Below are 25,166 nucleotides of genomic sequence, written 5' to 3' on the forward strand. Positions count from 1 at the left end.
CCCAACCCCTCTTAAAAAGAGGGGAGCTTAGGAAAAGATTTCAGAATTTGTGGAGTTAGAGCATGTCTCATCAGTCAGATCTTATTAGTCAGGACATTCTGGCGTACTTAAAACAACATGAGCAAAAAGACTTATTGCGCTTTTTGACTTGTGGTAATGTCGATGATGGTAAAAGTACCTTAATCGGGCGTTTACTTTACGATTCAAAATTGATTTATGAAGATCAATTGCAGGCGGTGACCCGCGATAGTAAGAAAGTCGGTACGACAGGCGAAGCACCTGATTTAGCGTTACTTGTTGATGGTTTACAAGCTGAACGTGAGCAGGGCATTACTATTGATGTCGCGTATCGTTATTTCTCGACCGAGAAACGCAAATTCATCATTGCCGATACCCCAGGACATGAACAATATACCCGTAACATGGCCACAGGTGCTTCAACCGCTGACCTTGCGATTATCTTGATCGATGCCCGTTATGGTGTTCAAACTCAAACCCGTCGTCATACTTTTATTGCCAGCTTATTGGGTATTAAAAATATCGTCGTTGCCATTAATAAAATGGACTTGGTTGAGTTTTCTGAAACGCGTTTCAACGAAATTCAGGTTGAATACGATGCTTTTGTCAGCCAGTTGGGTGATCGCCGTCCAGAGAATATTTTATTTGTCCCAATTTCAGCTTTGAATGGCGATAATGTCGTAAATCCATCGGAAAGTACGCCGTGGTACAAGGGTCAAACCTTGATGAACATTTTGGAATCTGTGGAAATTAAACGTGAATCCAATAAACACGAATTTCGTTTCCCTGTTCAATATGTAAATCGTCCAAATCTGGATTTCCGTGGTTTTGCCGGTACGATTGCACTCGGTGAAATCAATGTAGGCGATGAGATTGTTGCATTGCCATCGGGTAAAAAATCGACGGTCAAAGAAATCGTAACTTTTGATGGCAATCTAGAACAGGCGATTGCAGGTCAAGCCGTTACCTTGACGTTAAACGATGAAATTGATATTTCTCGTGGGAACATTTTAGTCCGTGCTGGTGAACAGCCATTGATTTCACGTAGTGTACGTGCCTCTGTGGTGTGGATGACTGAGCATCCTTTAGTCAAAGGTAAGCTGTACAATGTCAAAATTGGAACACAGACTGTTCCTGCTAAAGTGACTGAAATTCATTATCGTGTCAATGTGAATACCCTTGAGCATACTCAAGTGGAAGAGCTTGAGCTGAATGCAATTGCAGATGTAACAGTCGAGTTTGATGCACCAGTGGTCTTTGATCGTTATCAAGATTCCCGCTATACAGGTTCTTTCATCTTTATTGACCGTTTAAGCAATGTAACGGTTGGTGCTGGTATGGTTGAAGCGGCGGTGGAATGGACTGCGAGCAACAATCCTGTGACTGCCGAAGACCGTGCAGCGCGTTTGGGTCAAAAACCTGCGGTGATTGGTGTTTCAGCGAAAATCCTTGAAAAAGCACAAGCACTTGAAAGCTTGCTGATTCAGCAAGGTGTCGTGGCGATTGCCAAATCAGATTTGACTGCTGATCAAATCAACTTACTTCGTGAAACGGGTATTGTGGTGATTACAACCGTTACAGAAGCGTCAGATGCAGATGTTACGGCTGAGACTGTAGAAGAAGTAGTCGATCAGGTGGTGGAATTGGTTCGTTTGTAATGAAACCAATTTGAAATTGATAAACCCGCGTAAGCGGGTTTTTTATGATCAAAATTGAGCTCAATTAAATTATTGTATATACAATAAAAAAAGTCCAAACAGGAATAAAATATTGATAGATTCAGCAAGAGAAAACTGACATTTTAATTCTGCTTTGACATCGCTTTTATGCGACAATAGTTCTTTCATTTTTGCAGAGACTTCCATGACCGACCAATCTCCTGAATCTTTAACGGATATCGAAATTTTAGATATTTTACAGTCAATGAAAAAAGATGAGCTTGATGTTGAAGCGAAAGAGATTATCCGTAATGGGGGCAAAGCGGGTCGACAAGAAGCACATAAACAAGCACTTGTAGCTTTAAACCATAGTTTTGAAGAAAAATTTGTAGAGGCTGTGACGCTGGCATTGGAATTGAATCCTGCACAAGCAAAGAAAATTCGTTATAAGAAAGACCGTATTCGTATTTTGAAAGCACGTGGTATAGATTATATGGCGATTGATGGTGCCGAAACAGCACAGGTTTTAGCACAAATCGCACAAGCCATCACTCGTGAAGATGCGATTGTCACCAAAGATTTGCATAATATTTTCCCGTTCTGGAAAGAAGGCTGGCCGATGGTGCAATTTGATAGTGCTTACAAAATTTTGTCAGAAGATATTCAATTACACTATGGGGCATTAATTAATGCATTGATTGCGCATTGATTGAAAAAAGTGAGAGAGATTCAATATTTTCTCTCTCACGAATTAGTCTTCAATTAAACTTTGATCTTCCAGTTTTTCCAAAATCCGCGTAACCAGTAATTGGTCAATTTTGTAATGATCGACATCGACAACTTCAAATTTGAAACCACTAAACTCGACACTATCGGCAGGGCGCGGAATTTTACGCAGTTGATACATCATAAAACCTGCCAGCGTTTCATAGTTTTCTTCATCTGGCATTTCATCAATTTCGAGTGCATGTTTCAGGTCTTCGATTGGCGTACTGCCATCAATCAGCCATGAATTATTATCACGCTTAATGATCTGCTGATCTGCTTCAATAGGGGTAACCCAATCGCCCATCACCGTAATCATAATATCGCTTAAAGTAATCACCCCGACGACTAAGGCATATTCATTAATGACCACTGCAAATTTTTCTTTGGTCGAACGAAATCTGTCTAAAACCTCAGAAAGCGTTAGCGTATCTGGAATAGTCAATACAGTACGGATGGTATTTTCTTTGAGCTGAATCAAGGACTGGCTATTGAGAATACGCACCAAAATATCTTTAGCATCGACATACCCAATCACCTGATCAATATTATCATTACACACCAAAAACTTGGAATAAGGATATTCTGCCAGTTTTTGACGAATACTTTCATCGGACTCATCAAGCGCAAAATACACGATATTTTCACGTGTCGTCATACTTGAAGGAACGGTGCGCTCTTCAAGTTCAAATACATTTTCGATAAAATGATGCTCTTGTTTTTGCAAGACACCCGCTTGAGCACCTGCTTCCATCACCGCAGAAATATCATCAAAGGTAATATTATCATCACGCGTGGTATTCACTTTAAATAAACGAAATAGCAAATTGGCAATCGCATTGATAAACCATGCTAAAGGTTTACAAATTTTGATAAATACCTGAATCGGATTGATGACCGAGACTGCAATTTTTTCGGGTGCAATCATCGCCAGACGCTTTGGCATCAGATCGGCAAATAAAATAAATAGGGAAGTAACAAAGGTAAAGGAAAGTACAAATCCAATCGTTTCTGTCCACGGCCCATCATAGAAACGGTCGACCAGATGGACGAAAAATGGACGAAAAGCTGCTTCTCCCAAGATACCGCCAAGAATAGCGACGGCGTTGAGACCGATTTGAGAAGCTGCAAAGAAATCAGCCGATTGATGCTGAAGATCAAGGACTTTTTGTGCGCGTTCATCGCCCGATTCAGCAAGAATTTTTAATTTTACTTTACGAGCACCCGCCAGCGCGATTTCAGTTAAAGATAAAAAACCCGCCGCGATAATCAGTATGGCAATGATAACGACGTTTTGAAAGAGGCTCACAGTTCACCTGTAGTCATTCGTTATTATGAGAAAGTTTTAACACAACAAGAAAAAGCGAGGTAGTCGAAACTACCTCCGTACGAAATTAAGTATAAGCTTGAAAATAGAAGAAATTAACAAAAATTTATTTTAATAATGCGAAAACTGCGAATTATTTGTTAAAAACTCACGATTTTCTTCTTCAATCATCTGACGCGCCACAAATAAAATCAATTGGCGCAACCAGCGATGCGCAGGATGATGATGCAATAGAGGGCACCATGCCATCTTAAGTTCAAACTCAGGAATATAAAATGGAGGGTCTTTGATGAGTAATTTAGGATTATTGGCTTGTAGGCGCGCCATACGAGTAGGTAAGGTAGCAACTAAATCTACGTTTTGAGCCAATAAAGCTGGCATTTGATAATGTCGGGTAAACACTGAGATTTTGCGTTTTTGTCCAATTCGCTCTAATGCCTGATCAATCCAGCCTAGACCTGCCTGTTTATCAGGATTAATCCCAAAGCCAACGCCCATGCCTGTTTTAGAAACCCAGATATGTTGGGCATCCAAATAATTTTTGAGGTTGAGGTGCTGTGCTGCTGGATGTTTATCATTGAGTAAACAACTGAAGCTATCTCGCCAAACTAAGACCTGATGGAAACTTTGTGGAATTTCATTAAATCGATTAATCGCAAGATCAACTTTACCCTGTTCCATATCGCGATAAGACACATCGCTTGGGGTTAGAAAATCCAAAACAACGTTGGGTGCTTCTGAACGCAGGGCTTTGACCAGACGAGGAACCAGTGTTGCCTCCGCATAATCGGAAGTCATAATCCGAAACACACGATTACTGGTATAAGGACGAAATTCGGTACGAGGCTCCAAAATCATCGAGAGATCAGAAAGCGCATCGCGAATACGTGGTTGTAGTTCAAGCGCACGTTCAGTTGGAGTCATGCCTTCTGAGGAGCGGATCAAGAGGGGATCATTAAATAAATTGCGAAGTCTACGCAAAATATTACTCATCGCGGGTTGGGTAACGCCCAATTGTTCGGCTGCACGAGTGACATTTTTTTCGCGAAGAAGCACGTCAAGATAAATTAATAGATTAAGATCTACCCGCTCCAGATTCATAAAAAAAATACCGAAAATAAAATTATGAAATTGCGAATGATTATGCCATAGATGAAACTATTTGTGTAAAAAAACGCTGCAAAAAACAGCACCTCATCTCGCTCAGCCTAAACAATAGTGAGGCTTTAAAAAATTCAAGCAAGAGATGAAAAACATTGCATGGCCTTTTCATTCAAATTAGAAAATCTGAATGAATATCTGATTTTCATTCTTTAGCTTTCGACTGTAACAAGCCTGATTGACCTTCACATTGGCAAATTTTTACTATTTTTTACATTTATCGATGCTTCAATGAGTAGCAAGATCTCAGTTGAAGACATTAAAAAACGCTTAAATTATTTGGTTTAAACAGTTTTATGAATCTTTGATTTTTATTTATTCTAATAAAATCAAAATCTTAATATTTTGAAATATAATTATAATACGACTTTAATCTATATATTTTTTTAAAAAATACTGAAGATTAATGGAGGATATTGGATTAATTTTTTAGCTCAGACTAAGCTGTGAGCATATTGATGAAGTGACTGAATTATAGTCGAGTCAAATAAACATGACTGTTCAGCATGACATCTTTTCGATGAAATCCTAAAAAGGAATATATCATGACATATCAATCAGCTCTTGAGCACGTACGTGCCGTAAAAAATAAATTAGGTGGCACTTGGGATGCGATTCGTCCTGAAGACGCTGCTCGCATGATCGTTCAAAACCGTTTCCATACTGGTTTGGACATCGCTAAATATACAGCTGCTATCATGCGTAAAGATATGGCTGAATATGATGCTGACAACAGCAGCTATACTCAATCTTTGGGTTGCTGGCATGGTTTCATCGCGCAACAAAAAATGATTGCGAACAAAAAATATTTCGGTACAACCAACAAACGTTATATCTACCTTTCTGGTTGGATGGTTGCTGCACTTCGTTCTGAATTTGGTCCACTTCCTGACCAATCTATGCACGAAAAAACTGCTGTGCCTAAGTTGATCGCAGAAATCTATACATTCTTGCGTCAAGCGGATGCAAAAGAACTCAACGATTTGTTCCGTGCTTTACAAAAAGCTGAAGCGGCTGGTGATTCTGCAAAAGTGAAAGAAATCGAAGCGTCTATCGACAACTTCGAAACTCACGTTGTGCCAATCATTGCCGACATCGATGCTGGTTTTGGTAACGAAGAAGCAACTTATTTGTTGACTAAACAAATGATCGAAGCGGGTGCTTGTGCAATCCAAATCGAAAACCAAGTTTCTGATGCGAAACAATGTGGTCACCAAGCTGGTAAAGTCACTGTTCCACACGAAGACTTCCTTGCAAAAATCAATGCTGTACGTTATGCATTCCTTGAGCTTGGTGTTGACGAAGGTGTAATCGTTGCACGTACTGACTCTGAAGGCGCTGACTTGACTCAAAAGATCCCTGTATCTAAAGAGAAAGGTGACTTGGCTTCTCAATACATCAGCTACTTAGACACTCAAGAAATTGATATCGCTGATGCTCAAGAAGACGAAATCCTGATCAAACGTGATGGTAAATTACACCGTCCAACTCGTTTAGCTTCTGGCTTGTATCAGTTCCGTGAAGGCACTCAACATGACCGCGTTGTACTTGACTGTGTAACGAGCTTACAAAACGGTGCAGACATGATCTGGATCGAAACACCAACTCCAGACGTTGCTGGTATTGCTGGTTTCGTAAATGACATCAAAAAACAAGTTCCAAATGCAAAACTTGTTTATAACAACTCTCCGTCATTCAACTGGACGTTAAACTTCCGTCAACAATCTTATGATCGTTGGGTTGCTGAAGGTAAAGACGTTTCTGGTTATGACCGTGCGAAGTTGATGAGCGCTGAGTACGATAACTCTGAATTAGCTGCTGATGCTGACGAAAAAATCCGTACTTTCCAAGCTGATGCTGCACGTGAAGCGGGTGTGTTCCACCACTTGATCACTCTACCGACTTACCACACTGCTGCTCTTTCTACGCATGAGCTTGCGAAAGGTTACTTCGGTGAAGAAGGTATGTTGGCTTATGTTGCTGGCGTACAACGTAAAGAAATCCGCGGTGGTATCGCATGTGTTAAACACCAAGCAATGGCTGGTTCTGACATCGGTGATGACCATAAAGAAATCTTTGCTGGTGAACAAGCGCTTAAAGCAGGTGATGCGAGCAAAAACACCATGAACCAATTCGCTCACTAAGTCGAATGGTTTAAAAAAAACCCTGCATTAGCAGGGTTTTTTATGAGATGAAAAATGAACTAAATTATTAAAAAATAAAGAATAATCAATCTATTAAACGATTCAAACGTTGCTGAATAATTTCGTGTGCTTCAGTCATAATGCCTTGAATGAGATCATGGCAGCTTGGAATATCATGAATTAGACCTAAAACCTGACCTGCGGAAAGTAAGCCTGCATCGACATCACCCGTTTCTAAAGCCATACGACCTTTTGCACCAGACACATAAGGACGAATTTCTTCAAATTGAATATCAGGTTTTTGACTCAGTTCTACCACTAGATCGGAAATACTGTTTTTTGCCACTCGAGTGGTATTACGGAACTTTCTAAAAATCAGGTTGGTTGAGCGTTCGTCCTGATTTAAATAGTACTGCTTAATTTTTTCATGAATGGGTGCTTCCTGCGTCATACAAAAACGCGTTCCCATATTGATGCCTTCTGCACCCAATGCCAAAGCAGCCACCAAACCACGACCATCGGCAAAACCACCACTAGCGATCAGCGGAATTTTGACTTGATCGGCAGCGGCTGGGATCAAGATCAGTCCAGGAATGTCATCTTCACCCGGATGCCCAGCACATTCAAAACCATCAATTGAAATGATATCTGCCCCCATACGCTGGGCAGAAAGCGCATGCCGTACCGACGTACATTTATGCAGCACCGTAATATGATGCTTTTTAAAATCTTCAATGTGTTCTTGAGGTTTATTGCCCGCGGTTTCTACAATCTTGACGCCACTTTCGATAATGGCTTGACGATATTCGGCATAAGGTGGCGGATTAATCGCGGGTAAAAAAGTCAAATTCACTGCAAAAGGTTTATCCGTCATGTCGCGGCAACGCTGAATTTCTTTGAGTAGGTCTTCAGGGCTTGGTTGAGTCAGGGCTGTCAATGTGCCAAGCCCTCCTGCATTTGAAACAGCACTTGCTAATTCAGCTCGTCCGACCCACATCATCCCGCCCTGAACGATAGGATATTCAATACCAAGTAATTCGGTTACACGCGTTTTCATTGAAGAGAATCCTTGTTTTTACTTCGATTTGATTGATAGTTTGATCTTACTATAGTGTTTTGTTTTTTATAATTGAATATGTATTTTTAGAAACTTTATTTCATTATGCGGTATTTGTAAAAATACCAATCACTTAGGATTGGTATTCAATATTTTATAAATCAGGACGTGTTAATGGCTTTCTTTTTTAAGAACATAAAGACCAGCCATCGCACCTTCGATTTTATTACCTTCCATATCTAAAGCAGTCGCGGTGTTTTCACCAATAAAGAATTGACGCTGATCTGGTTGAGTATCCAAAACAATTACTGAAGGTTTTTGTTCATCAAATTTAAATGTGCCTTTAGTTTCGATTGGCTTACCATCGCTTTTGCCACCTAGATAAGTTTCTTTTAATTCAAAAGTTTTATCCGCTTTTAATTCGAGCTCTGTTTGGATGCCTTCACAATCCGCACAAGGTAATTTGCCTTTATAATCACCCGCCCAATCTAGAGAGTTTTCAGCTGTATGGGCTGTATCAACAGCCGTTGCTGTTTCAGCAGGAGCGGAGGCAACAGGAGTTTGGTCAGCAGCAGAGGTCGTTGTTTCAGTCTGATTTTCTTTTTTTGAACATGCCACTAATAAAGTACTGGCAATTGCAATCGCAATAAGTGATTTTTTCATATCGATTTATCCAAGTTTTTTTAAATCAGAGATTAGCCTACAAAATTACACGTTCTGTAAATAGTAGCGATATGTAAGTAATTTGAACAAAATCATTGTTTTAGTATCAATTTAGTTGTGTTGTGTAGGCTTTCATCAATTGATGAGGCATCAGTCAGACGTGACACCACCTAAAGATTGGCATGCAGATTTATATAGTTGATATTGCTGTTCAACAACCTCATCAAGCGGCATATCAAACAGGCTTTCCCCTTGCTTATATTGTTCAATATAGTGGCTGGCTTTTTGTTTACTTACTGCTAAAGATTGCTGATGAAAAGTGTTGATATTACTTTGAGGCATCTCATGAACTTCAATATTTTTGCACTGAAAATGTTCAAGCATTTTTTCGGCACGTTTAATTTCACTCGAACTTCCAAGTAAGCAGCCAAATAATAAGCTACACGTGGCGATCACCAAGAAAAGTTTCATAAAAATTGAGTGAAAATAAAAGAAGCAAATAGTTTATAAGGATTTTAAAGTAAAAAAGTTGGCATATTTAAAAAAACTGCTTAATTTTTGGCTAATTAAGCAATTTTATCTCGATCGGAAAAATTAGTTTTTTACCAGACCGCCATCTACGATTAAATTTTGTCCTGTAATAGCACGTGACCACGGCGATAAGAACAGTAAAACAGCATCGGCAAATTCTTGTGGTGTGGTGGTACGTCTGAGCGGAGTCGATGCTGCAATTAAATCAAATACCGCATCAGGTGTTGCTTTACTGGCATCAGTCGTTTGGAGTAAACCACCTGAAAGCATGTTGATATTGATTCCATATTGACCGAGTTCATGCGCACTGGTACGTGTGAAAGCCAATAAAGCTGCTTTGGCAGCGGTATAGTCATGATAGGGCACTACAGGATTTTGTACCAGATTGGTTCCAATATTTACCACACGGCCGAACTGCGCTGCTTTCATATCCTCAAGTCCAGCCTGTAGGGTATTTATTGCGGCTTTTACAGCACCTTCAAATTGTTGCTGCATATCGTCCCAATTTAAGTTTTCAATATGCGGACGCGCTTCCCCATTAAATTCAAATTTGATTAATGCATTATTGACTACAGATGTAATTCCATTACCAAAATGATGTTTCGCGGCTTTAAACATTGCTAAAACCTGATCAGCTTGAGTGATATCTGCCTGATAGATCAAAACCTGATTTGGAAATTGTTGTTGCAAATCTTGTGCGGCGCTATGGCTATTGAGATAGTTGACTACAACACGAGCACCTTGTTTGAGTAAAGCTTGAGAAATGGCTAAACCTAGACCACGCGCTCCCCCTGTCACCAGCACAACTTGTTCTTGAATTTCCATGTCAAATCACTTTTTAGAGAGTACCAAGATGACTTAAGATTAGGAAAAACCCAGTCTGAAATCAAACCTATATTGTTTTAGGATTGATGATAAACAGAGTATATAGTTTGCAAAAGCATCATTTGCAAGTTATTGGTGCAATTTTTGCATTATAACAATACCCTTCATATTTCGTTATAAAAGGAATGCAATGAATCAACCACAGGACTTTACAGCCCAAAGGTCTAAAGCTTTGTGGTATGCCGAGTTGGAACTAGGATTTAAATATGATGGTCAACGCACCATTATGAGTCATCGTAAACATTATGGTCCTGTTCGGGTGCAAAAAATGCTGTGGCCTGAAAAGACAGGGGTGTGCCATGCCATTATTGTGCATCCACCTGCTGGAATTGCAGGGGGTGATCATTTAACGTTTCAAATTTCTACTCAAGAAAATGCCCATGCGGTAGTGACGACACCTGGGGCGGGGAAATGGTATAAAACCAACGGTAAACAGGCATTTCAACATATTCATTTACAGGTAAAAGACCATTCGATACTGGAATGGCTTCCTCAGGAAACCATGCTATTTGATGGTGCCAATGCCCATTCAGAAACCCGTATTCATCTGGGTCAAACTGCGAGTTTCATTGGTTGGGATATGTTGGTACTTGGTCGACAGGCCAGAGCTGAAACCTTTCAAACCGGCGCCTATGCCAATCAGTTTAAATTGTATCGTGAGCAGAAACTTTTAGTGGCAGATACATTGCGTTTTAAAGGTCAGGATCGTTGGTTATCTTCCTGTTTAGGCATGAACGGTTGTGCGGTCATGGGAAGTTTTTGGGCGGTGGCTCCTGAACAATACCGTGCAAGTTTTTATCTAGAACAACACATTGAATTGATCCGTGAATTGATGGTACGTATGAAAGTGCCTGTTAGATTAACATTACTGGACGATGTGATCTGTGCGCGTTTTTTAGGAGATGACGTGCGTGTGTGTCACGATGCATTTGCAGCTATTCGAGCCAGACTGCGCCGCTACTGGTTTAATCTGGATGAGGAATTTCCGCGTATTTGGCGCACTTGATATATGGCTTATTCAATACTGCTGATGAGTCGCATGACATATCAAGATCATTATCGCAAATTGTGCATATATTTTGCTTAAATTAAACCACCAAGATTAGGAAGAATTCATGGAACTTAATCCGACCGAAAAAGACAAAATGCTGATTTTTACTGCGGGATTGGTGGCAGAGCGCCGCAAAGCCCGTGGGTTGAAATTGAATTATCCAGAAGCGGTGGCTTTTATTTCAGCAGCTTTGCTTGAGGGTGCGCGCGATGGGATGAGTGTGGCTGAATTGATGCACTATGGCACCACACTGTTAACTAAAAATGATGTGATGGACGGTGTGCCTGAGATGATTGCCGAAGTACAGGTGGAAGCGACTTTCCCTGATGGTTCTAAATTAGTTACGGTTCATCAACCGATCGTATAACAATAATAAGGAGAACAAGATGATTCCTGGTGAAGTAATCACCCCTGACAGCGAAATCGAGTTAAATGTCGGACGCCAGACTTTAAAAGTCAGTGTCGCCAATACAGGTGACCGTCCGATACAGGTGGGTTCGCATTTTCATTTTGCTGAGGCCAATGATGCCTTGCAGTTTGATCGTGAGCAAACTAGGGGCTATCGATTGAATATCGCCGCAGGAACAGCGGTACGTTTTGAGCCAGGGCAAAGCCGTGATGTGGAACTGGTGGCATTGGCAGGGAAACGCGAAGTATATGGTTTTGCAGGTCGTGTGATGGGCGTATTGGATTAAAAAGATAAAATATTACAGAGAAACTTATTATGAAAATGTCACGTCGTGCATACGCTGAAATGTTTGGGCCAACGGTGGGTGATCGAGTTCGTTTAGCCGATACCGAACTATTTATTGAGGTTGAACAAGACTTAACCACCTATGGCGAAGAAGTCAAGTTCGGTGGCGGTAAAGTGATTCGTGATGGGATGGGCCAATCGCAAATGCTGGCTGATGCCGTTGCCGATACGGTCATTACCAATGTCCTCATTGTCGATTGGTGGGGCATTGTCAAAGCTGATGTGGGTCTTAAAAATGGCCGAATCTGGAAAATTGGTAAAGCAGGGAATCCTGATATTCAGCCAGATATTACCATTCCGCTTGGTGCAGCAACCGAAGTGATTGCAGGTGAAGGGCAGATTCTCACCGCAGGAGGTATCGACACCCACATCCACTGGATTTGCCCGCAACAAGTCGAAACAGCGTTGATGTCTGGTGTGACCACGATGGTCGGTGGCGGCACTGGCCCAGCAGCGGGAACATCGGCAACCACGGTCACACCAGGGCCGTGGCATATTGCGACCATGTTACAGGCGATTGATGATTTACCGATGAACATTGGATTGTTAGGTAAAGGCAACTTAAGTTTGCCCGATCCGATTCGAGAGCAAATTAAAGCAGGTGTGGTAGGACTCAAACTACATGAAGACTGGGGTTCAACGCCAGCAGCCATTGATAATTGCTTAAGTGTTGCAGATGAATTTGATGTACAGGTGGCGATTCATACTGACACTTTAAATGAAAGTGGTTTTCTAGAAGAAACGCTGGCGGCATTTAAAAATCGTACCATCCATACTTACCATACCGAGGGCGCGGGTGGTGGACATGCACCCGATATTTTAAAAGCGATTGGTCAGGCCAATGTTTTGCCATCTTCAACCAATCCGACTCGTCCCTATACCATCAATACTATCGATGAGCATCTGGATATGTTGATGGTGTGTCACCATCTTGATCCAGCAATTGCCGAAGACGTGGCATTTGCCGAGAGTCGGATTCGCCGTGAAACTATCGCTGCCGAAGATATTTTGCAGGATTTGGGTGCAATTGCGATGATGTCTTCTGACTCGCAAGCGATGGGACGTGTCGGTGAGGTGATTATTCGGACTTGGCAAACTGCGCATAAGATGAAAATTCAACGCGGTGCTTTAGAGGGCGATAATGCCACGCATGATAACAATCGGGTGAAACGCTATATTGCGAAATACACGATTAATCCTGCGATTACGCATGGCTTAAGTCATGAAGTCGGTTCGGTAGAAGAAGGTAAATTGGCAGATTTGGTACTGTGGAAACCCGCTTTTTTTGGGGTAAAACCGTCCATGATTATCAAAGGTGGCATGATTGCAGCAGCACCAATGGGTGATATTAATGCCTCCATTCCAACGCCACAGCCTGTACATTATCGTCCGATGTTTGGTGCTTATCCGCGTGGCGTGCATAACACCTGTATTACTTTTTTATCACAAGTCGCTATTGAAAATGGTGTGGCTGAAAAGTTAAAACTGAAGAAATTGATTAGCCCTTGTAAAAACACCCGTAATATCACCAAAGCGGATATGAAGCATAATACCTATTGCCCAGTGATGGATGTTCATCCTGAAACTTATGAGGTACGTGCAGATGGTGAGTTATTGACCTGTGAGCCTGCGGATGTGTTGCCGATGGCACAACGTTATTTCTTGTTTTGATGATTAAAAATAAGTACGAGGAATTGTATGAAAATCTACACCCAGCGTCTTGATGAAATTGCATCAGATCGAGCCTTTGAAACGGTTGAACTGAGCTTTGATACACGTCAAAAATCACGCTTTCGTGCCACTTTAAGCAACGGCACTGATATTGGTGCGGATTTGCCACGTACTGGCATTTTACGTAGTGGCTCTTTTATTGCCACAAATGAGGGTGAGGTGTTGCGTGTTGATGCTAAACCTGAACAACTGATGCAAGTGACTGCCAAGACTGATTTTGAATTGCTTAAAGCGGCTTATCATTTGGGTAACCGCCATGTGCCATTAATGCTTACTCCTTATGAGCTGTATTTTGAACCTGATCATGTACTGGCAGAAATGGTCGAAGGCTTAGGCTTGCATGTAAAACTGGTCGAACATGCGTTTGAACCTGAAAGTGGTGCATATGCACAACATGCCCATGATCATCGTTTAAGCCCAATCAAGTCTTTACATCATGTCCATTAATGCTGCGCAACTGCTTAAGCTATTGACTTTATCCTCAACGGCGTTACCTGTCGGTGCATATTGCTATTCGCAAGGTGTAGAAAGCGCGATTGAAATAGGACTAATTCAGGATGAGGCCAGCAGTATGGCGTATTTTGAAGAAGTCTTGGAAATGCTACTGGTTAGATTTGAACTGCCTGTGCTTAAGCGACTGGTGCAATCTTATGCCGATGATACAGAGTTTTTACATTGGGCAAATTTATATAAAGCCAGTCGTGAAAGCAAAGAGCTTTTAGCCGAATCGCAGCAGTTGGCATTTTCTTTAAATGCATGGATTAAAGATGTCCTGAAAATGCCCGTTGAGGTCAAAAAGCAATTTGGTTTTGTTCCTGTCTATGCACAACTCTGTGGTCGATTGGGTTTAAATGAAGCTGATGTTTTAACCGCATATAGCTTTAGTGTGTTGGAAAATCAGGTGTTGGCAGCGGTAAAAACTGTGCCTTTGGGGCAGATGAGTGGACAGCGCATTTTATGGCATTTGCATAGCCTTGTACCACAGGCAGTTGAGCAGGCTTTGGCATTACAGGATGATGAACTCAGCAGTGCTTTACCACGTTATGCCATGTTGAGTATGCAACATGAAACGCAGTATTCCAGATTATTTAGATCATAAATGTGGGGGATCTTAGATAGGTTTTTCATCATTATTTGGACTTTCTTTATTTTCTTCCTCAATGAGAATTAAGAAGGCCCAATGAAAGAAATCTAAGATGTTCTCCCAAAAAAATTTAACCCAGTTATAGCAATAGGAAATAATTATGACAGAACGTAGTCCTTTACGTATCGGTATCGGTGGGCCAGTCGGATCAGGTAAAACCGCTTTGACCTTAAACCTATGCCGTGCATTACGTGATAAATACAATATGGCCGTAGTGACCAATGATATTTATACCAAGGAAGATTCCAACTTTTTAACCCGTAATGAAGCCATGTCACCCGACCGTATTGTGGGTGTAGAAACAGGTGGCTGTCCGCATACTGCAATTCGTGAAGATGCTTCGATTAATCTGGCAGCTATTGATGATTTATGTGAAAAGTTTGATGGTTTGGAACTAATCATTATTGAAAGTGGTGGCGATAATCTGGCGGCGACCTTTAGTCCAGAACTCTCTGATTTGACTTTATACGTGATTGATGTTGGTGGTGGTGAAAAGATTCCACGTAAAGGCGGGCCGGGCATTACCAAGTCTGATTTGCTGATTATTAACAAAACCGATCTTGCACCGATGGTTGGGGCGAATCTGGATGTGATGGAGCAGGATGCCAAACGTATGCGTGGCGAAAAACCATTTTTATTTTCAAATATGAAAACTGAAGATGGTTTAAATCAGATCATCGAATTTATTGAAAAACAGGGCTTATTTAAAGCTTAAGGAGGCGCTATGCGCGCATTCAACAAACACGTGTTGGCTATGATTTTTGGCTTTTTACCAATGATGGCGATGGCACATCCCGGGCATGATCAGACGCATGTGGGTTTTTGGGAAGGTCTGATTCATCCATTTACGGGACTTGACCATCTGGTGATGGCGATTGGTTTTGGTGTTTTGCTCTGGACAGTTGCTAAACAATGGCGAGTCTTGGGGATATTGGGTTTAAGCCTAAGCTTGGTAGTTGGTTTTGTTTTAGGTGCCAATCAGATTGTGCCTGCAAATATGGCTGAATATGGCATTGTTGCTTCGCTGATAGTATTAGCCGTGGCGTTATGGAGCAAATCCTATCGTGTTTTACCCCTAGCTGCGGCATTAATGGCGAGTTTTCATGGTATGGCGCATGGTGTTGAGCTTGCGCCACAAGGTCATGTGGTCGGATTGGTATTAGGCATGATTTGTGGTATGGCAATCCTCTATGCGCTAGGACTTGGCTTGGGTGCATTGATCAATCGTTATGTGCCTTACGGTCGTAAGATCATGGCAGGATTGGCTGCGATTGTTGCTGTGATCGGCTTAACTTAGTCGTTTGTATTTATTCAAGTTTAAAGGTAGCGTATGCTACCTTTTTATTGGTTATTTTCATCAGATCATGAGTTTTCAGTACATCATTTTGGGGTTGTTGGTCGTCGGTGGAATCACATGCTTATCCAATGTTTACGCCTATGATTTTTTTGCAGAAAATAACCAAGAACAGATTGTTGACGACCAGCATCATCCTGAAAATACCGATCTGAATCAAATCCAAAAACATCTAGCTGAGCAGCACGATCAAGAAGAAAATGATTATGAAATCCTGAAAAACCCTTTTTATTCGAATGAACGGATCAACATTTATAATTACACTGCCTATAATACCGATGCCTTAAAAAATAAAATGATCAATGCTGGCTCAGAGCATATCAGTGCCCATGATTTATCCATTTCATTTGGTTATGGGATGACTTATAAAATTAATGCTGATCATAAAATCGGTTATGAATATATTTCAAGTTTTCCTTATGATCGTGGTCAATTGATTCGTATTTTCTGGATTTGGTCTTTTTAAGATTGTAGTTAAATTTATTTACCGTTTTAACAGAAGAGATATCGAACAAGTATACATTGCTTGTCTTTTCTTCAAATTCATCGATGCAGTTTCAGGCAGACTGATTGCAGTTTGAGAGGCAATGCGGTGACTGAGAATGAAAAAATTTCGTTCAATACTCTTGGTTATACTGAGTCTATTGGGATGTATATTGAGTGTTCCGATTCAGGCACAAAGCAGTTTGGCTAGTGCTAATTTATTGTCAATTCATCATATACAACATTGGAGCTTACAACCTCAACAGCAAAATGACGATGATGATGTACGTGAGCGCCGTGAAGAAGAAATAGTGCGCGATATACGACCCGTTCGGTTAGATCGTCCACAATAAATTAAATGTTAAATCACAGTTGAAATTACTAAAAACGTACCTGAGGCAAATAATAAAGACAGCACGATATGCTTAAATTGTTTTTCTGAAACTTTATAAAATAGCTGTGAACCCAAGATTGCAGGAATGGTGACGCTGATCATTAATATCATAATATACGGCCATTGATTGAGCTGTACCGTTCCCTGAAATATATAAACTGCAAAAGTAAAAAGCTGAATCGCAAAATTAAAATGCCTGAGAATGTATCGTTGTTCAATTTTATTTAAACCCTTGAGCATCACCCATGCAGAGGGTAAAGATCCACAAAAACCACCGAGTCCACCCAATACACCACCCAAAAAGCCAATTACGGCATCAGTTTTTTTGCCTAAACGTTTTAATGACTTAAATTCTGGAGCTAAGTACATGATAGGGCACCAGATCAGCAAAAAAACACCTAAAATCAGTTTAAATGTTTCCGCATTGATCTGATGTAAAAGATAACTTCCTAAAGGAACACCAATTAAACCTGCGATGATATAAGGAATAACCAGAGAGATAGCAAGCTGATGTGGACGTTCCTTACTTAGCGCAATGATATGACACCAAAGGGAAGCAAATACCACCAATGGAGCAGCGAGTTGAGGTGGCAAAGCCCATACCCAAAAAGACATGGCGACCAGTGCAAAGGCAAAACCTGTCAGGCCCTGAATAAAACCTGCAATACACGCACCGACTAAAAACAATGACCATGATTGCATAGCTGTTTTATCTCATTTTCTATTTCTATAAGAATAAATTATGTTTTTTGGAAAAGTCCTGCGCGAACGGTGCCTGCTTTAGTGGATTTAACTAATTGCCATGAAGCGGGAAGTTGTAGCTGACGAAGATCACGGTCCGCCTCGACATAAATATAGGCCTGATCTTTTAATAGCCGATCTATCAAAATAGAAAGTTCTTGCCAGAGTTCCAGCGCATAGGGTGGATCAAGAAAGACCACATCAAACTGTTGATTGAGCTTGGGTAAGATGTACTGTGCAGTCGCTACTTTTAATTCACAATGCTGTGCATTGAGAAGCTGAATATTTTGTTTGAGTATTTTAGCCTGAGTTGAATCAGGTTCAATCATCAAAACAGAACTCGCGCCGCGCGACAAAGCTTCAAATGCTAATGCACCTGAACCTGTACAGACATCTAAAACCGTAGCATTTGGAATATCCCACATTAACCAGTTAAAGAGCGTTTCACGGACGCGATCTGGTGTAGGGCGTAATCCATTTATACTCGCAAAAGGTAATACACGACGTTTCCATTCACCGCCAATAATTCTGAGCTGATTTTTCATTATTCAGTCACCTCAGCGTTATTGACAACAGGTGTAGGTGTTGGCACGGATGCCGCTGGTGATGGTTGCTCAGGCTTTTTCTTGTTTGGATTGGCATTTGGATCTGCTTCAAGTAATGCACCACTTGGAAGTTCACCCGGCTTAATGCCAGCGGTCATTAAACCGCCACTGATTTGATGATTTGCGGGACGAATCTGCTCTTTTTTACGATTGACCAACCAATAATCAAACACAGGCTTGGCAAGTTGCGCAGCTGAACCACCGTGACGACCATTTTCCCACACCACAGCAATGGCAATTTCAGGATTCTCAGCAGGGGCAAACCCAACAAATAAACCATGATCCAGTTGGCGCTGTGTCAGTATCGATTCGTTATAACGTTTACCCTGTGCAATACTCTTAACCTGAGCTGTACCTGTTTTTCCTGCAATTTGATAAAGCGGTGTACGAATCCCACGACCTGTACCTGATTGCACGACATCAATCATGGCATCGCGCATGTTGAGCCAGTCTTGTTCGGTACCGTTAAAATTAATCTTTCCATCAGGCGCATTATGAACTTCATATTTTTTTGCACCACGTGTGGCACGTAATACATGCGGCGTGACATGCGCACCATGATTGGCGGTAATTGCAGTTGCCATCGCTAACTGAAGTGGGGTCGCTGTAAATGCCCCCTGACCAATACTGACGGAAATGGTTTCGCCTTTTAGCCATTTGCTTTTTCGAGTGCGTAGCTTCCATTCAGGACTTGGGTATAAACCAGTACTTTCGCTGGGTAAATCAACCCCAGTTTTTTCACCGAAACCAAATTGGCGCATCCAGTCATTCATACGCTCGATGCCCATTTGGTAGGACAGTACATAAAAATAGGTATCGCACGATTGAATAATGGCTTTGTGCATATTCACTACACCATGACCTGTTTTTTTCCAGTCACGGAATTTATGCGAATCGCCAGGAAGATGGAAATAACCCGGATCATTAATGGTGGTTGCCCAATCGACTAAACCATAGTGAATGCCACCCATCGCTTCCATGGGCTTAATGGTGGATCCCGGTGGATAAGCACCTTGAACTGCACGGTTATAGAGGGGCTGATCCAGATTATCACGTAGAGCACTATAATCTGTACTGCTAATGCCTGTAACAAAGAGGTTAGGATTGAAACTTGGACTTGACACCAGTGCCAGAATTTCACCAGTACGCGGATCGATTGCCACAATTGCACCACGTTTATCTGCCAGTTGTTCGGCAGCAACCACTTGTAAACCATAATCTATAGATAAATATAAATCATTGCCACGAGTCGATTCTTTGCGACCTAAATGTCTGAGTACATTACCATGAGCATCGGCTTCGATCGATTCATAACCGGGAGTTCCATGTAGCAAATCTTCGTAGGTTTTTTCTACCCCGATTTTTCCAATCAGGTTGGTTCCTGCGTAAATATCACTATTAATTGATTTTAATTCTTTGTCATTAATTCGTCCGACATAACCAATCACGTGCGCAAATAAATCGCCATGTGGATAATAGCGCGTCATTTGCGTTTCAATGCGCACCCCGGGGAATTTGTATTTCACTTCACTGAATTTGGCGATATCAGTTTCAGTCAGATTCAGCTTAATTGAAACCCGTTCAGTTTTACGTGCAGTTTTGATACGCGACTTAAAGCGGTCTACATCTTCTTGGGAAAGATTTAAAATGGGGATCAGTTGTGCAACTGTACCATCCATATCTTCAATATCTGCTTTACTTAGCGTTGCCGTAAATACAGGGTAATTATCTGCGAGCAAAACGCCATTGCGGTCATAAATATATCCCCGCGCCGGTGCAAGAGGCTGTAAGCGGATACGGTTTTTATCAGAAGCCGTTGAAAACTCATCGTAATGTACAATTTGCAAATAAGCATAACGACTTAAGAGCAATAACAAACAGCAGCAAACCAGTCCAATGGCAAAAAAGATTCGCCCTCGATAAATGCGCTTTTCTTGCTGATTATCTTTTAAAGGAAAGTGCTGTTTCATACCTAACTGACTTGACAAAGCAGACCACAAAAATAGCCGACAAGTTTAACCCATTCGTCGTCAGAATTTTGGATATTTTTAAATTATTCACGAAATAAATTTAGTGACGTTTTTTGACCTTGTAGACATTAAAATTGTAATGTGCTGTATATAAGAACGAAAATAATTCTGTTAAAGTCACCAAACGGATGAGCGGAATCCCCTAAATCAGATAATTAGGGACACATGGAGAAAATAATGAAAAAAATATATCCCTTGGTCATGCTTCTTGCACTTAGTCAGTTTTCCTTTGCCGATGACAGTCGTTTTAAACCTGAAGCAAAACTTACCGAGGGAAGTGCATCAACATGGAATGCAGGTGCTGGCTTTACACAAAAGCTAGTCCATCTAAATGGTGAATGGGTCAATCCTTATGGCATTGCCTATGCAAAACTGGGTGCTTATCTCAATAATGACCATAATGTGGGTGGACAGATTGGATTTAGATATCCTTACTATCTGACTGGCGTGAACAAAAATGGTTATTATTTTGGCGTTTATGCAGGGTCAATCGAAAGCAAAGAAATTGATGGTGATGATAAAACCCGTTTAGGTGGCGGTGTTGATCTTGCTTACGTCTGGTTGGATAAAGAACGAATTAGTACCTTTAGTGTCGGTATTGGCACTGGAGAGAAGTTAAAGAATGCCAATGGTGATGTGGTGGCTGATATCGAACCTAAATTACAAGTTTCCTATACCTTAAGTATTGGTTTGTAGTGTTTAATCATAGCTTTAAAAAATGTAAAAGCCCATAAAGTAGAACGAAATATGAGAGTAATGGATGTTAGATTACGTCAGTGAATTATGGCAAACCTTTTTGAACCGACCTGATCATCTGGCGGTCTTGAGTATTATCCCTGTAACTGCATTTGTGACGTGGGCGCACGTGTGGATGGCTTTAAAAATGGTGTTTTACCCAATTACTTTTTGGGGCTTTCATCTAGGGCCGATACCCGTAGGTTGGCAAGGCATTGTTCCACGCAAAGCGGGTCGTATTTCTGGCATTATTACCGATAATACTTTATCCAAATTAGGTTCGTTACGTGAATTTCTGGAAGCAATGGATCCAGAAGATATGGCAAGAATCATTGGTGAACAAGTGGGATTTGAACTTGAGCATCTGATTGATGAGGTCATGATTGATCGTAATGCTGTACTTTGGGAAAACCTTCCTTATTCCATTAAACGTCGTATCTATGCTCAAGCACATAAACAATTACCAGGTGTATTAAAAGAATTAGTGACTGAGCTGACCATGAACGTCGAGTCACTTGTGAATATGCGGGAAATGGTGGTCAGCCAGATGGAGGGTGACCGTCGTTTAATGGTACGTATGTTCCTAAAAGTCGGTCAAAAAGAAATCAATTTTATCTGGCATATTAGTGCCTTGATTGGGATGTTTTTTGGTGTGTTCCAAATGCTGGTCTGGTTTCTGGTACCGTGGCACTGGACGGTACCTTTCTGGGCTGCAATCTGGGGCTTTTTAACCAACTGGATCGCGATCTGGATGGTGTTTAACCCAATAGAACCGCACTATGTACGCTATCCACAGTTTTTCCGTTTAACCCAAGATCGTAAGTTTCCATGGATTGTTCCCATCCTGCCGCGTATTGGCACCTACAATGTTCAGGGTGCTTTCATGAAGCGTCAGGAAGAAGTCTCGGATGTCTTTGCCAGTGTCGTGACAGAAGATCTGATTACACTCAAATCCATCATGACTGAAATGATGTATGGTCCTAAGAAGGACAAAACCCGTCGAATTGTCAAGCGGCATATTAATGAAATTATGGAAACTCCATTGGTAAGAACTTCATTACAACTTTCCTTGGGGCCGCGTGAATATGCTAAACTTAAGACAGACTTGATTGATCGATCAATTGAAATTACGATGGTGCCTGTATGCGACCCTGCGTTTAATGCGAGCCGCGCACAGAAAATATTTCAAATGTTTCGAGATCGTATTCGTGAACTAACACCGAAAGAGTTTCAAAATCTATTGCGCCCTGCCTTTCAGGAAGATGAATGGATTTTGATTGTGTTAGGTGGGGTCACAGGTTTTGTTGCTGGTACGATCCACTTATTTGTTGCTTTCTTATAATTTAATTAGATGTTGGTAGGTATGGTCTATACAACCATAGTCCAAGACATTCTGAAAATTGTTCTTAATGAGGATTTTTTGTTATGCGCATTATTTTACTCGGACCACCTGGAGCAGGTAAAGGTACTCAGGCTCAGTTGATCTGTAAGCGCTACGATATCCCACAAATTTCAACCGGTGATATGCTCCGTGCTGCAATTCGTGAAGGTACTGAACTCGGCCTTAAAGCTAAAAGTGTAATGGAATCTGGTGGTTTGGTCTCAGATGAATTAATTATTGGCTTAGTAAAAGAGCGCATTGCACAACCTGATTGTGCGAATGGCTGTATCTTTGATGGTTTCCCGCGCACTATTCCACAGGCAGAAGCTTTGGAAAGTGCAGGCATTACCATTGATCATGTGATTGAAATTGCGGTACCTGATGAAGAGATTGTAAAACGTTTATCTGGACGTCGTCAGCATCCTGCATCTGGTCGTGTTTATCATATTGAATATAATCCACCAAAAGTGGACGGTAAAGATGACGTGACAGGTGAAGATTTAGTTCAACGTGCGGATGATCAGGAAGAAACCATTCGTAAACGTTTGGCTGATTATCATACTTTGACTGAGTTGTTAGTTGGTTTTTACGAAGAGCGTGCAGCTTCAGGCGAAAATGCTCCGACTTATGACAAGCTCGATGGTTTACGTAAAATTGAAGACGTACAACAAGATTTGTTTGCAATTTTAGACCAAACTCAATAAGTCTGATTATTCGTTTTGAAAGAGCTCTGTTATGATAGGGCTCTTTTTGTTTTTTAGGTCGATAATTTTGAAAATCGCTTTAGCACTTTTGGTGATTTTAAGCTTAATTGGACTCAGTTATTTAGTCTATATCAGCTATAAAATGCTGCGACGTGTCCAAAAGCAGGAAGCACAGGAAAAATTACCAAGTCAGTCTGTGCAAAAAGATCATTTGCGATCCCCTCAAAACAAACAAACCAAATAAATCTTATGACTTCATAGCACTGTTTTTAGCGGCGCCAAATTCAAACCGCTCAGGCCAGTTGCAGACATCTGACACCACACACTCATTACATTTAGGTTTACGAGCTATACAGCAATAACGACCGTGTAAGATTAACCAGTGATGCGCATCGACTATAAATTCTTTAGGAATCACCTTAATCAATCGATGCTCTACTTCAAGTACATTTTTTCCAACGGCCAAACCAGTGCGATTGCCAACACGAAAGATGTGGGTATCAACTGCCATTGTAGGCTGACCAAAAGCTGTATTTAAGACGACATTTGCGGTTTTACGTCCAACACCAGGCAGTGCTTCTAATTCAGCTCGTGTTTGAGGAACTTCGCCTTGATGTTTTTCCAGTAAAATTTGACAGGTCTTAATCACATTTTCAGCTTTGGCATTATATAAACCAATGGTTTTAATATAGTGCTTCAGTCCCTCAACGCCTAATGCATAAATTTGTGCAGGGGTATTGGCGACAGGATAGAGCTTATCGGTGGCTTTGTTGACACTAACATCTGTCGCTTGCGCCGAGAGCATCACTGCGATGAGCAATTCAAAAGGGGAAGAATAGTTTAGCTCCGTTTGCGGATGTGGTCGTTGCTCACGTAGACGTTCAAAAAAGGTTTGAATCTGCTTTTTTGTCATGTTCTTCACTGGCATTTAAAGCTCCTGAATTTCATCTAAGCGTTGTTGCAATTGATCCAATTGCTGCTGTTTTACTGGATCTGGGCGGACACTGAGTTGTTTTTCCAGCTTTTTGATTTGAGTGCGTAGTTTTGCCAGTTCGATTGTGGTTTTAGCATCTAATGTAGTGGGTATTTTTGCCTGATCTTCAATTAATTTAATCACAGGTACTTCTTCAACAGCACTAGAAAACTGAGCGAAAAGTTCAGTATCAATTTCAGCACGAACAATAGGTCCTTTACGGGTTAAACGTTGCTGCTCTTCGCGTTGAATATGTGCATAGTAACGTTGTCGTAGATCGTTTTGCTCTTGTTGTCTCTGGATATCTGTTAATAAGGGCTGAGTATCTTCAACCAGATCGATACAATCGACTGGGCAAGGTGGAATACAGAGTTCGCAACCTGTACATAAGTCACTGAGGACACTATGCATGACTTTTCCACTGCCAATGATCGCATCTACAGGGCAGGCATTAATACATTTGGTGCAGCCGATACATTCATCTTCACGAATAATCGCTTTCATGCGTTGCGGACGTCCGTCTGCCTGAATGGGCCAGACACTGGCTTCTGCTTGCAATCGAGGGCGTTTTAGTCGCATCGCAAGCGCATCTGCGACAGGCTGTCCGCCTGGAATACATTTATTGGCATCTTCACCTTCTACAATCGACTTTGCATAAGGTAAACATCCATCACGATGTCCGCATAAACCACACTGGGTTTGGGGCAAAAGGGCATCGACTTCGCGGATTAGCGTAATAGCAGCATTCATGGATTTGGCAAACTAAAGAAAAAGATAAAATAGACGCAGTAAATGTGGCGTACAAACCAGCGCAATATTTTAGCATGAAATATAGGTGAGTATATTGATCTATTTTAGCGCCATAAATGCACTAAAA

Annotated in this window: 28 protein-coding genes; 17 read left to right on the plus strand and 11 right to left on the minus strand. The window is 41.2% G+C overall.

All coding sequences use genetic code 11. The features are described from left to right. Positions 1-62 precede the first annotated feature (62 nt). Together cysN and I6L31_RS14680 are read left to right on the plus strand one after the other, a co-directional pair. Positions 63-1,676: a sulfate adenylyltransferase subunit CysN gene (cysN, locus tag I6L31_RS14675; protein WP_005003074.1), complete on the plus strand. Its 1,614-nt coding sequence runs from the start codon at positions 63-65 to the stop codon at positions 1,674-1,676. A gap of 205 nt (positions 1,677-1,881) precedes the next feature. Next, complete coding sequence (locus I6L31_RS14680; protein ID WP_005003075.1) at positions 1,882-2,385, plus strand: hypothetical protein; 504 nt, start codon at positions 1,882-1,884, stop codon at positions 2,383-2,385. Between the two features lie 42 nt (positions 2,386-2,427). On the opposite strand, the gene I6L31_RS14685 is transcribed toward I6L31_RS14680, so the two are convergent. Both I6L31_RS14685 and I6L31_RS14690 read right to left on the minus strand, forming a co-directional pair. Then, on the minus strand, positions 2,428-3,750 hold the full coding sequence (locus I6L31_RS14685) for a hemolysin family protein (protein WP_005003078.1): 1,323 nt from the start codon (positions 3,748-3,750) through the stop codon (positions 2,428-2,430). Between the two features lie 129 nt (positions 3,751-3,879). Continuing rightward, positions 3,880-4,869: a LysR family transcriptional regulator gene (locus I6L31_RS14690; protein WP_004990560.1), complete on the minus strand. Its 990-nt coding sequence runs from the start codon at positions 4,867-4,869 to the stop codon at positions 3,880-3,882. Between the two features lie 605 nt (positions 4,870-5,474). On the opposite strand from I6L31_RS14690, the gene I6L31_RS14695 reads away from it, so the two are divergent. Then, positions 5,475-7,073, plus strand: coding sequence for an isocitrate lyase (locus I6L31_RS14695; protein ID WP_004990558.1), 1,599 nt, complete (start codon positions 5,475-5,477; stop codon positions 7,071-7,073). Between the two features lie 85 nt (positions 7,074-7,158). On the opposite strand, the gene I6L31_RS14700 is transcribed toward I6L31_RS14695, so the two are convergent. From I6L31_RS14700 to I6L31_RS14715, 4 genes are all read right to left on the minus strand, one after another. Beyond that, positions 7,159-8,130 (minus strand): NAD(P)H-dependent flavin oxidoreductase, encoded by a 972-nt coding sequence (locus I6L31_RS14700; RefSeq protein ID WP_005003079.1) that lies wholly within the window; start codon positions 8,128-8,130, stop codon positions 7,159-7,161. 171 nt (positions 8,131-8,301) lie between these two features. Next, entirely contained in the window at positions 8,302-8,793 is a 492-nt protein-coding gene (locus I6L31_RS14705) for a copper resistance protein NlpE (RefSeq protein WP_005003081.1), read from the minus strand. A gap of 150 nt (positions 8,794-8,943) precedes the next feature. Then, a complete protein-coding gene (locus tag I6L31_RS14710; protein WP_005003083.1) occupies positions 8,944-9,264 on the minus strand; it encodes a hypothetical protein in 321 nt (106 codons plus the stop codon). A gap of 123 nt (positions 9,265-9,387) precedes the next feature. Next, a complete protein-coding gene (locus I6L31_RS14715) occupies positions 9,388-10,149 on the minus strand; it encodes a 3-oxoacyl-ACP reductase (protein WP_005003085.1) in 762 nt (253 codons plus the stop codon). Between the two features lie 190 nt (positions 10,150-10,339). Between I6L31_RS14715 and I6L31_RS14720 the strand changes: the two genes are divergently transcribed. From I6L31_RS14720 to I6L31_RS14765, 10 genes are all read left to right on the plus strand, one after another. Beyond that, entirely contained in the window at positions 10,340-11,215 is an 876-nt protein-coding gene (locus I6L31_RS14720) for an urease accessory protein UreD (RefSeq protein ID WP_005003086.1), read from the plus strand. A 109-nt stretch (positions 11,216-11,324) separates the two neighbouring features. After that, positions 11,325-11,627, plus strand: coding sequence for an urease subunit gamma (gene ureA, locus I6L31_RS14725; protein WP_004996355.1), 303 nt, complete (start codon positions 11,325-11,327; stop codon positions 11,625-11,627). A 19-nt stretch (positions 11,628-11,646) separates the two neighbouring features. Next, positions 11,647-11,955 carry an urease subunit beta gene (locus I6L31_RS14730; protein WP_005003087.1) on the plus strand — a complete coding sequence of 103 codons (309 nt, stop codon included), beginning with the start codon at positions 11,647-11,649 and terminating at the stop codon, positions 11,953-11,955. A gap of 29 nt (positions 11,956-11,984) precedes the next feature. Next, the gene (gene ureC, locus I6L31_RS14735; protein ID WP_005003088.1) at positions 11,985-13,685 is read left to right on the plus strand and encodes an urease subunit alpha; all 1,701 of its coding nucleotides are present in this window, start codon (positions 11,985-11,987) and stop codon (positions 13,683-13,685) included. Positions 13,686-13,712: 27 nt separating this feature from the next. Then, a complete protein-coding gene (ureE, locus tag I6L31_RS14740; RefSeq protein WP_005003090.1) occupies positions 13,713-14,192 on the plus strand; it encodes an urease accessory protein UreE in 480 nt (159 codons plus the stop codon). Next, complete coding sequence (locus I6L31_RS14745; RefSeq protein WP_005003093.1) at positions 14,182-14,844, plus strand: urease accessory protein UreF; 663 nt, start codon at positions 14,182-14,184, stop codon at positions 14,842-14,844. Before ureE ends, I6L31_RS14745 begins: the two co-directional genes overlap by 11 nt. 145 nt (positions 14,845-14,989) lie before the next feature. Next, positions 14,990-15,604 carry an urease accessory protein UreG gene (gene ureG, locus I6L31_RS14750; protein ID WP_004996365.1) on the plus strand — a complete coding sequence of 205 codons (615 nt, stop codon included), beginning with the start codon at positions 14,990-14,992 and terminating at the stop codon, positions 15,602-15,604. Positions 15,605-15,613: 9 nt separating this feature from the next. Next, positions 15,614-16,186, plus strand: coding sequence for a HupE/UreJ family protein (locus I6L31_RS14755; protein ID WP_005003095.1), 573 nt, complete (start codon positions 15,614-15,616; stop codon positions 16,184-16,186). 67 nt (positions 16,187-16,253) lie between these two features. After that, complete coding sequence (locus I6L31_RS14760; RefSeq protein WP_005003097.1) at positions 16,254-16,709, plus strand: hypothetical protein; 456 nt, start codon at positions 16,254-16,256, stop codon at positions 16,707-16,709. Between the two features lie 136 nt (positions 16,710-16,845). Continuing rightward, positions 16,846-17,079 carry a hypothetical protein gene (locus tag I6L31_RS14765; protein WP_051070636.1) on the plus strand — a complete coding sequence of 78 codons (234 nt, stop codon included), beginning with the start codon at positions 16,846-16,848 and terminating at the stop codon, positions 17,077-17,079. Positions 17,080-17,087: 8 nt separating this feature from the next. Here the strand turns inward: I6L31_RS14765 and I6L31_RS14770 are convergent, their stop codons facing one another. From I6L31_RS14770 to mrdA, 3 genes are read right to left on the minus strand one after another with little or no spacing between them, the layout of a single operon-like run. Beyond that, on the minus strand, positions 17,088-17,822 hold the full coding sequence (locus tag I6L31_RS14770) for a sulfite exporter TauE/SafE family protein (RefSeq protein ID WP_005003100.1): 735 nt from the start codon (positions 17,820-17,822) through the stop codon (positions 17,088-17,090). Positions 17,823-17,860: 38 nt separating this feature from the next. Then, a complete protein-coding gene (gene rsmD / locus I6L31_RS14775) occupies positions 17,861-18,406 on the minus strand; it encodes a 16S rRNA (guanine(966)-N(2))-methyltransferase RsmD (protein WP_005003104.1) in 546 nt (181 codons plus the stop codon). Beyond that, the gene (gene mrdA, locus I6L31_RS14780) at positions 18,406-20,436 is read right to left on the minus strand and encodes a penicillin-binding protein 2 (protein WP_005003106.1); all 2,031 of its coding nucleotides are present in this window, start codon (positions 20,434-20,436) and stop codon (positions 18,406-18,408) included. Before mrdA ends, rsmD begins: the two co-directional genes overlap by 1 nt. A 237-nt stretch (positions 20,437-20,673) precedes the next feature. Between mrdA and I6L31_RS14785 the strand changes: the two genes are divergently transcribed. From I6L31_RS14785 to I6L31_RS14800, 4 genes are all read left to right on the plus strand, one after another. Next, complete coding sequence (locus tag I6L31_RS14785) at positions 20,674-21,192, plus strand: hypothetical protein (RefSeq protein ID WP_005003108.1); 519 nt, start codon at positions 20,674-20,676, stop codon at positions 21,190-21,192. A 64-nt stretch (positions 21,193-21,256) separates the two neighbouring features. Beyond that, complete coding sequence (locus I6L31_RS14790; protein WP_004990497.1) at positions 21,257-22,573, plus strand: hypothetical protein; 1,317 nt, start codon at positions 21,257-21,259, stop codon at positions 22,571-22,573. An 83-nt stretch (positions 22,574-22,656) separates the two neighbouring features. Further along, the gene (adk, locus tag I6L31_RS14795) at positions 22,657-23,316 is read left to right on the plus strand and encodes an adenylate kinase (RefSeq protein ID WP_005003109.1); all 660 of its coding nucleotides are present in this window, start codon (positions 22,657-22,659) and stop codon (positions 23,314-23,316) included. Between the two features lie 67 nt (positions 23,317-23,383). After that, the gene (locus I6L31_RS14800; protein WP_228128600.1) at positions 23,384-23,560 is read left to right on the plus strand and encodes a LysE family translocator; all 177 of its coding nucleotides are present in this window, start codon (positions 23,384-23,386) and stop codon (positions 23,558-23,560) included. A 3-nt stretch (positions 23,561-23,563) separates the two neighbouring features. Here the strand turns inward: I6L31_RS14800 and nth are convergent, their stop codons facing one another. Both nth and I6L31_RS14810 read right to left on the minus strand, forming a co-directional pair. Then, on the minus strand, positions 23,564-24,244 hold the full coding sequence (gene nth / locus I6L31_RS14805) for an endonuclease III (protein ID WP_004996387.1): 681 nt from the start codon (positions 24,242-24,244) through the stop codon (positions 23,564-23,566). Then, positions 24,245-25,039 (minus strand): RnfABCDGE type electron transport complex subunit B, encoded by a 795-nt coding sequence (locus tag I6L31_RS14810; RefSeq protein WP_005003113.1) that lies wholly within the window; start codon positions 25,037-25,039, stop codon positions 24,245-24,247. Positions 25,040-25,166: the final 127 nt, after the last annotated feature.

Origin of the sequence: Acinetobacter septicus, from assembly GCF_019355975.1 — a bacterium.
GTDB classification, from domain to species: domain Bacteria; phylum Pseudomonadota; class Gammaproteobacteria; order Pseudomonadales; family Moraxellaceae; genus Acinetobacter; species Acinetobacter ursingii.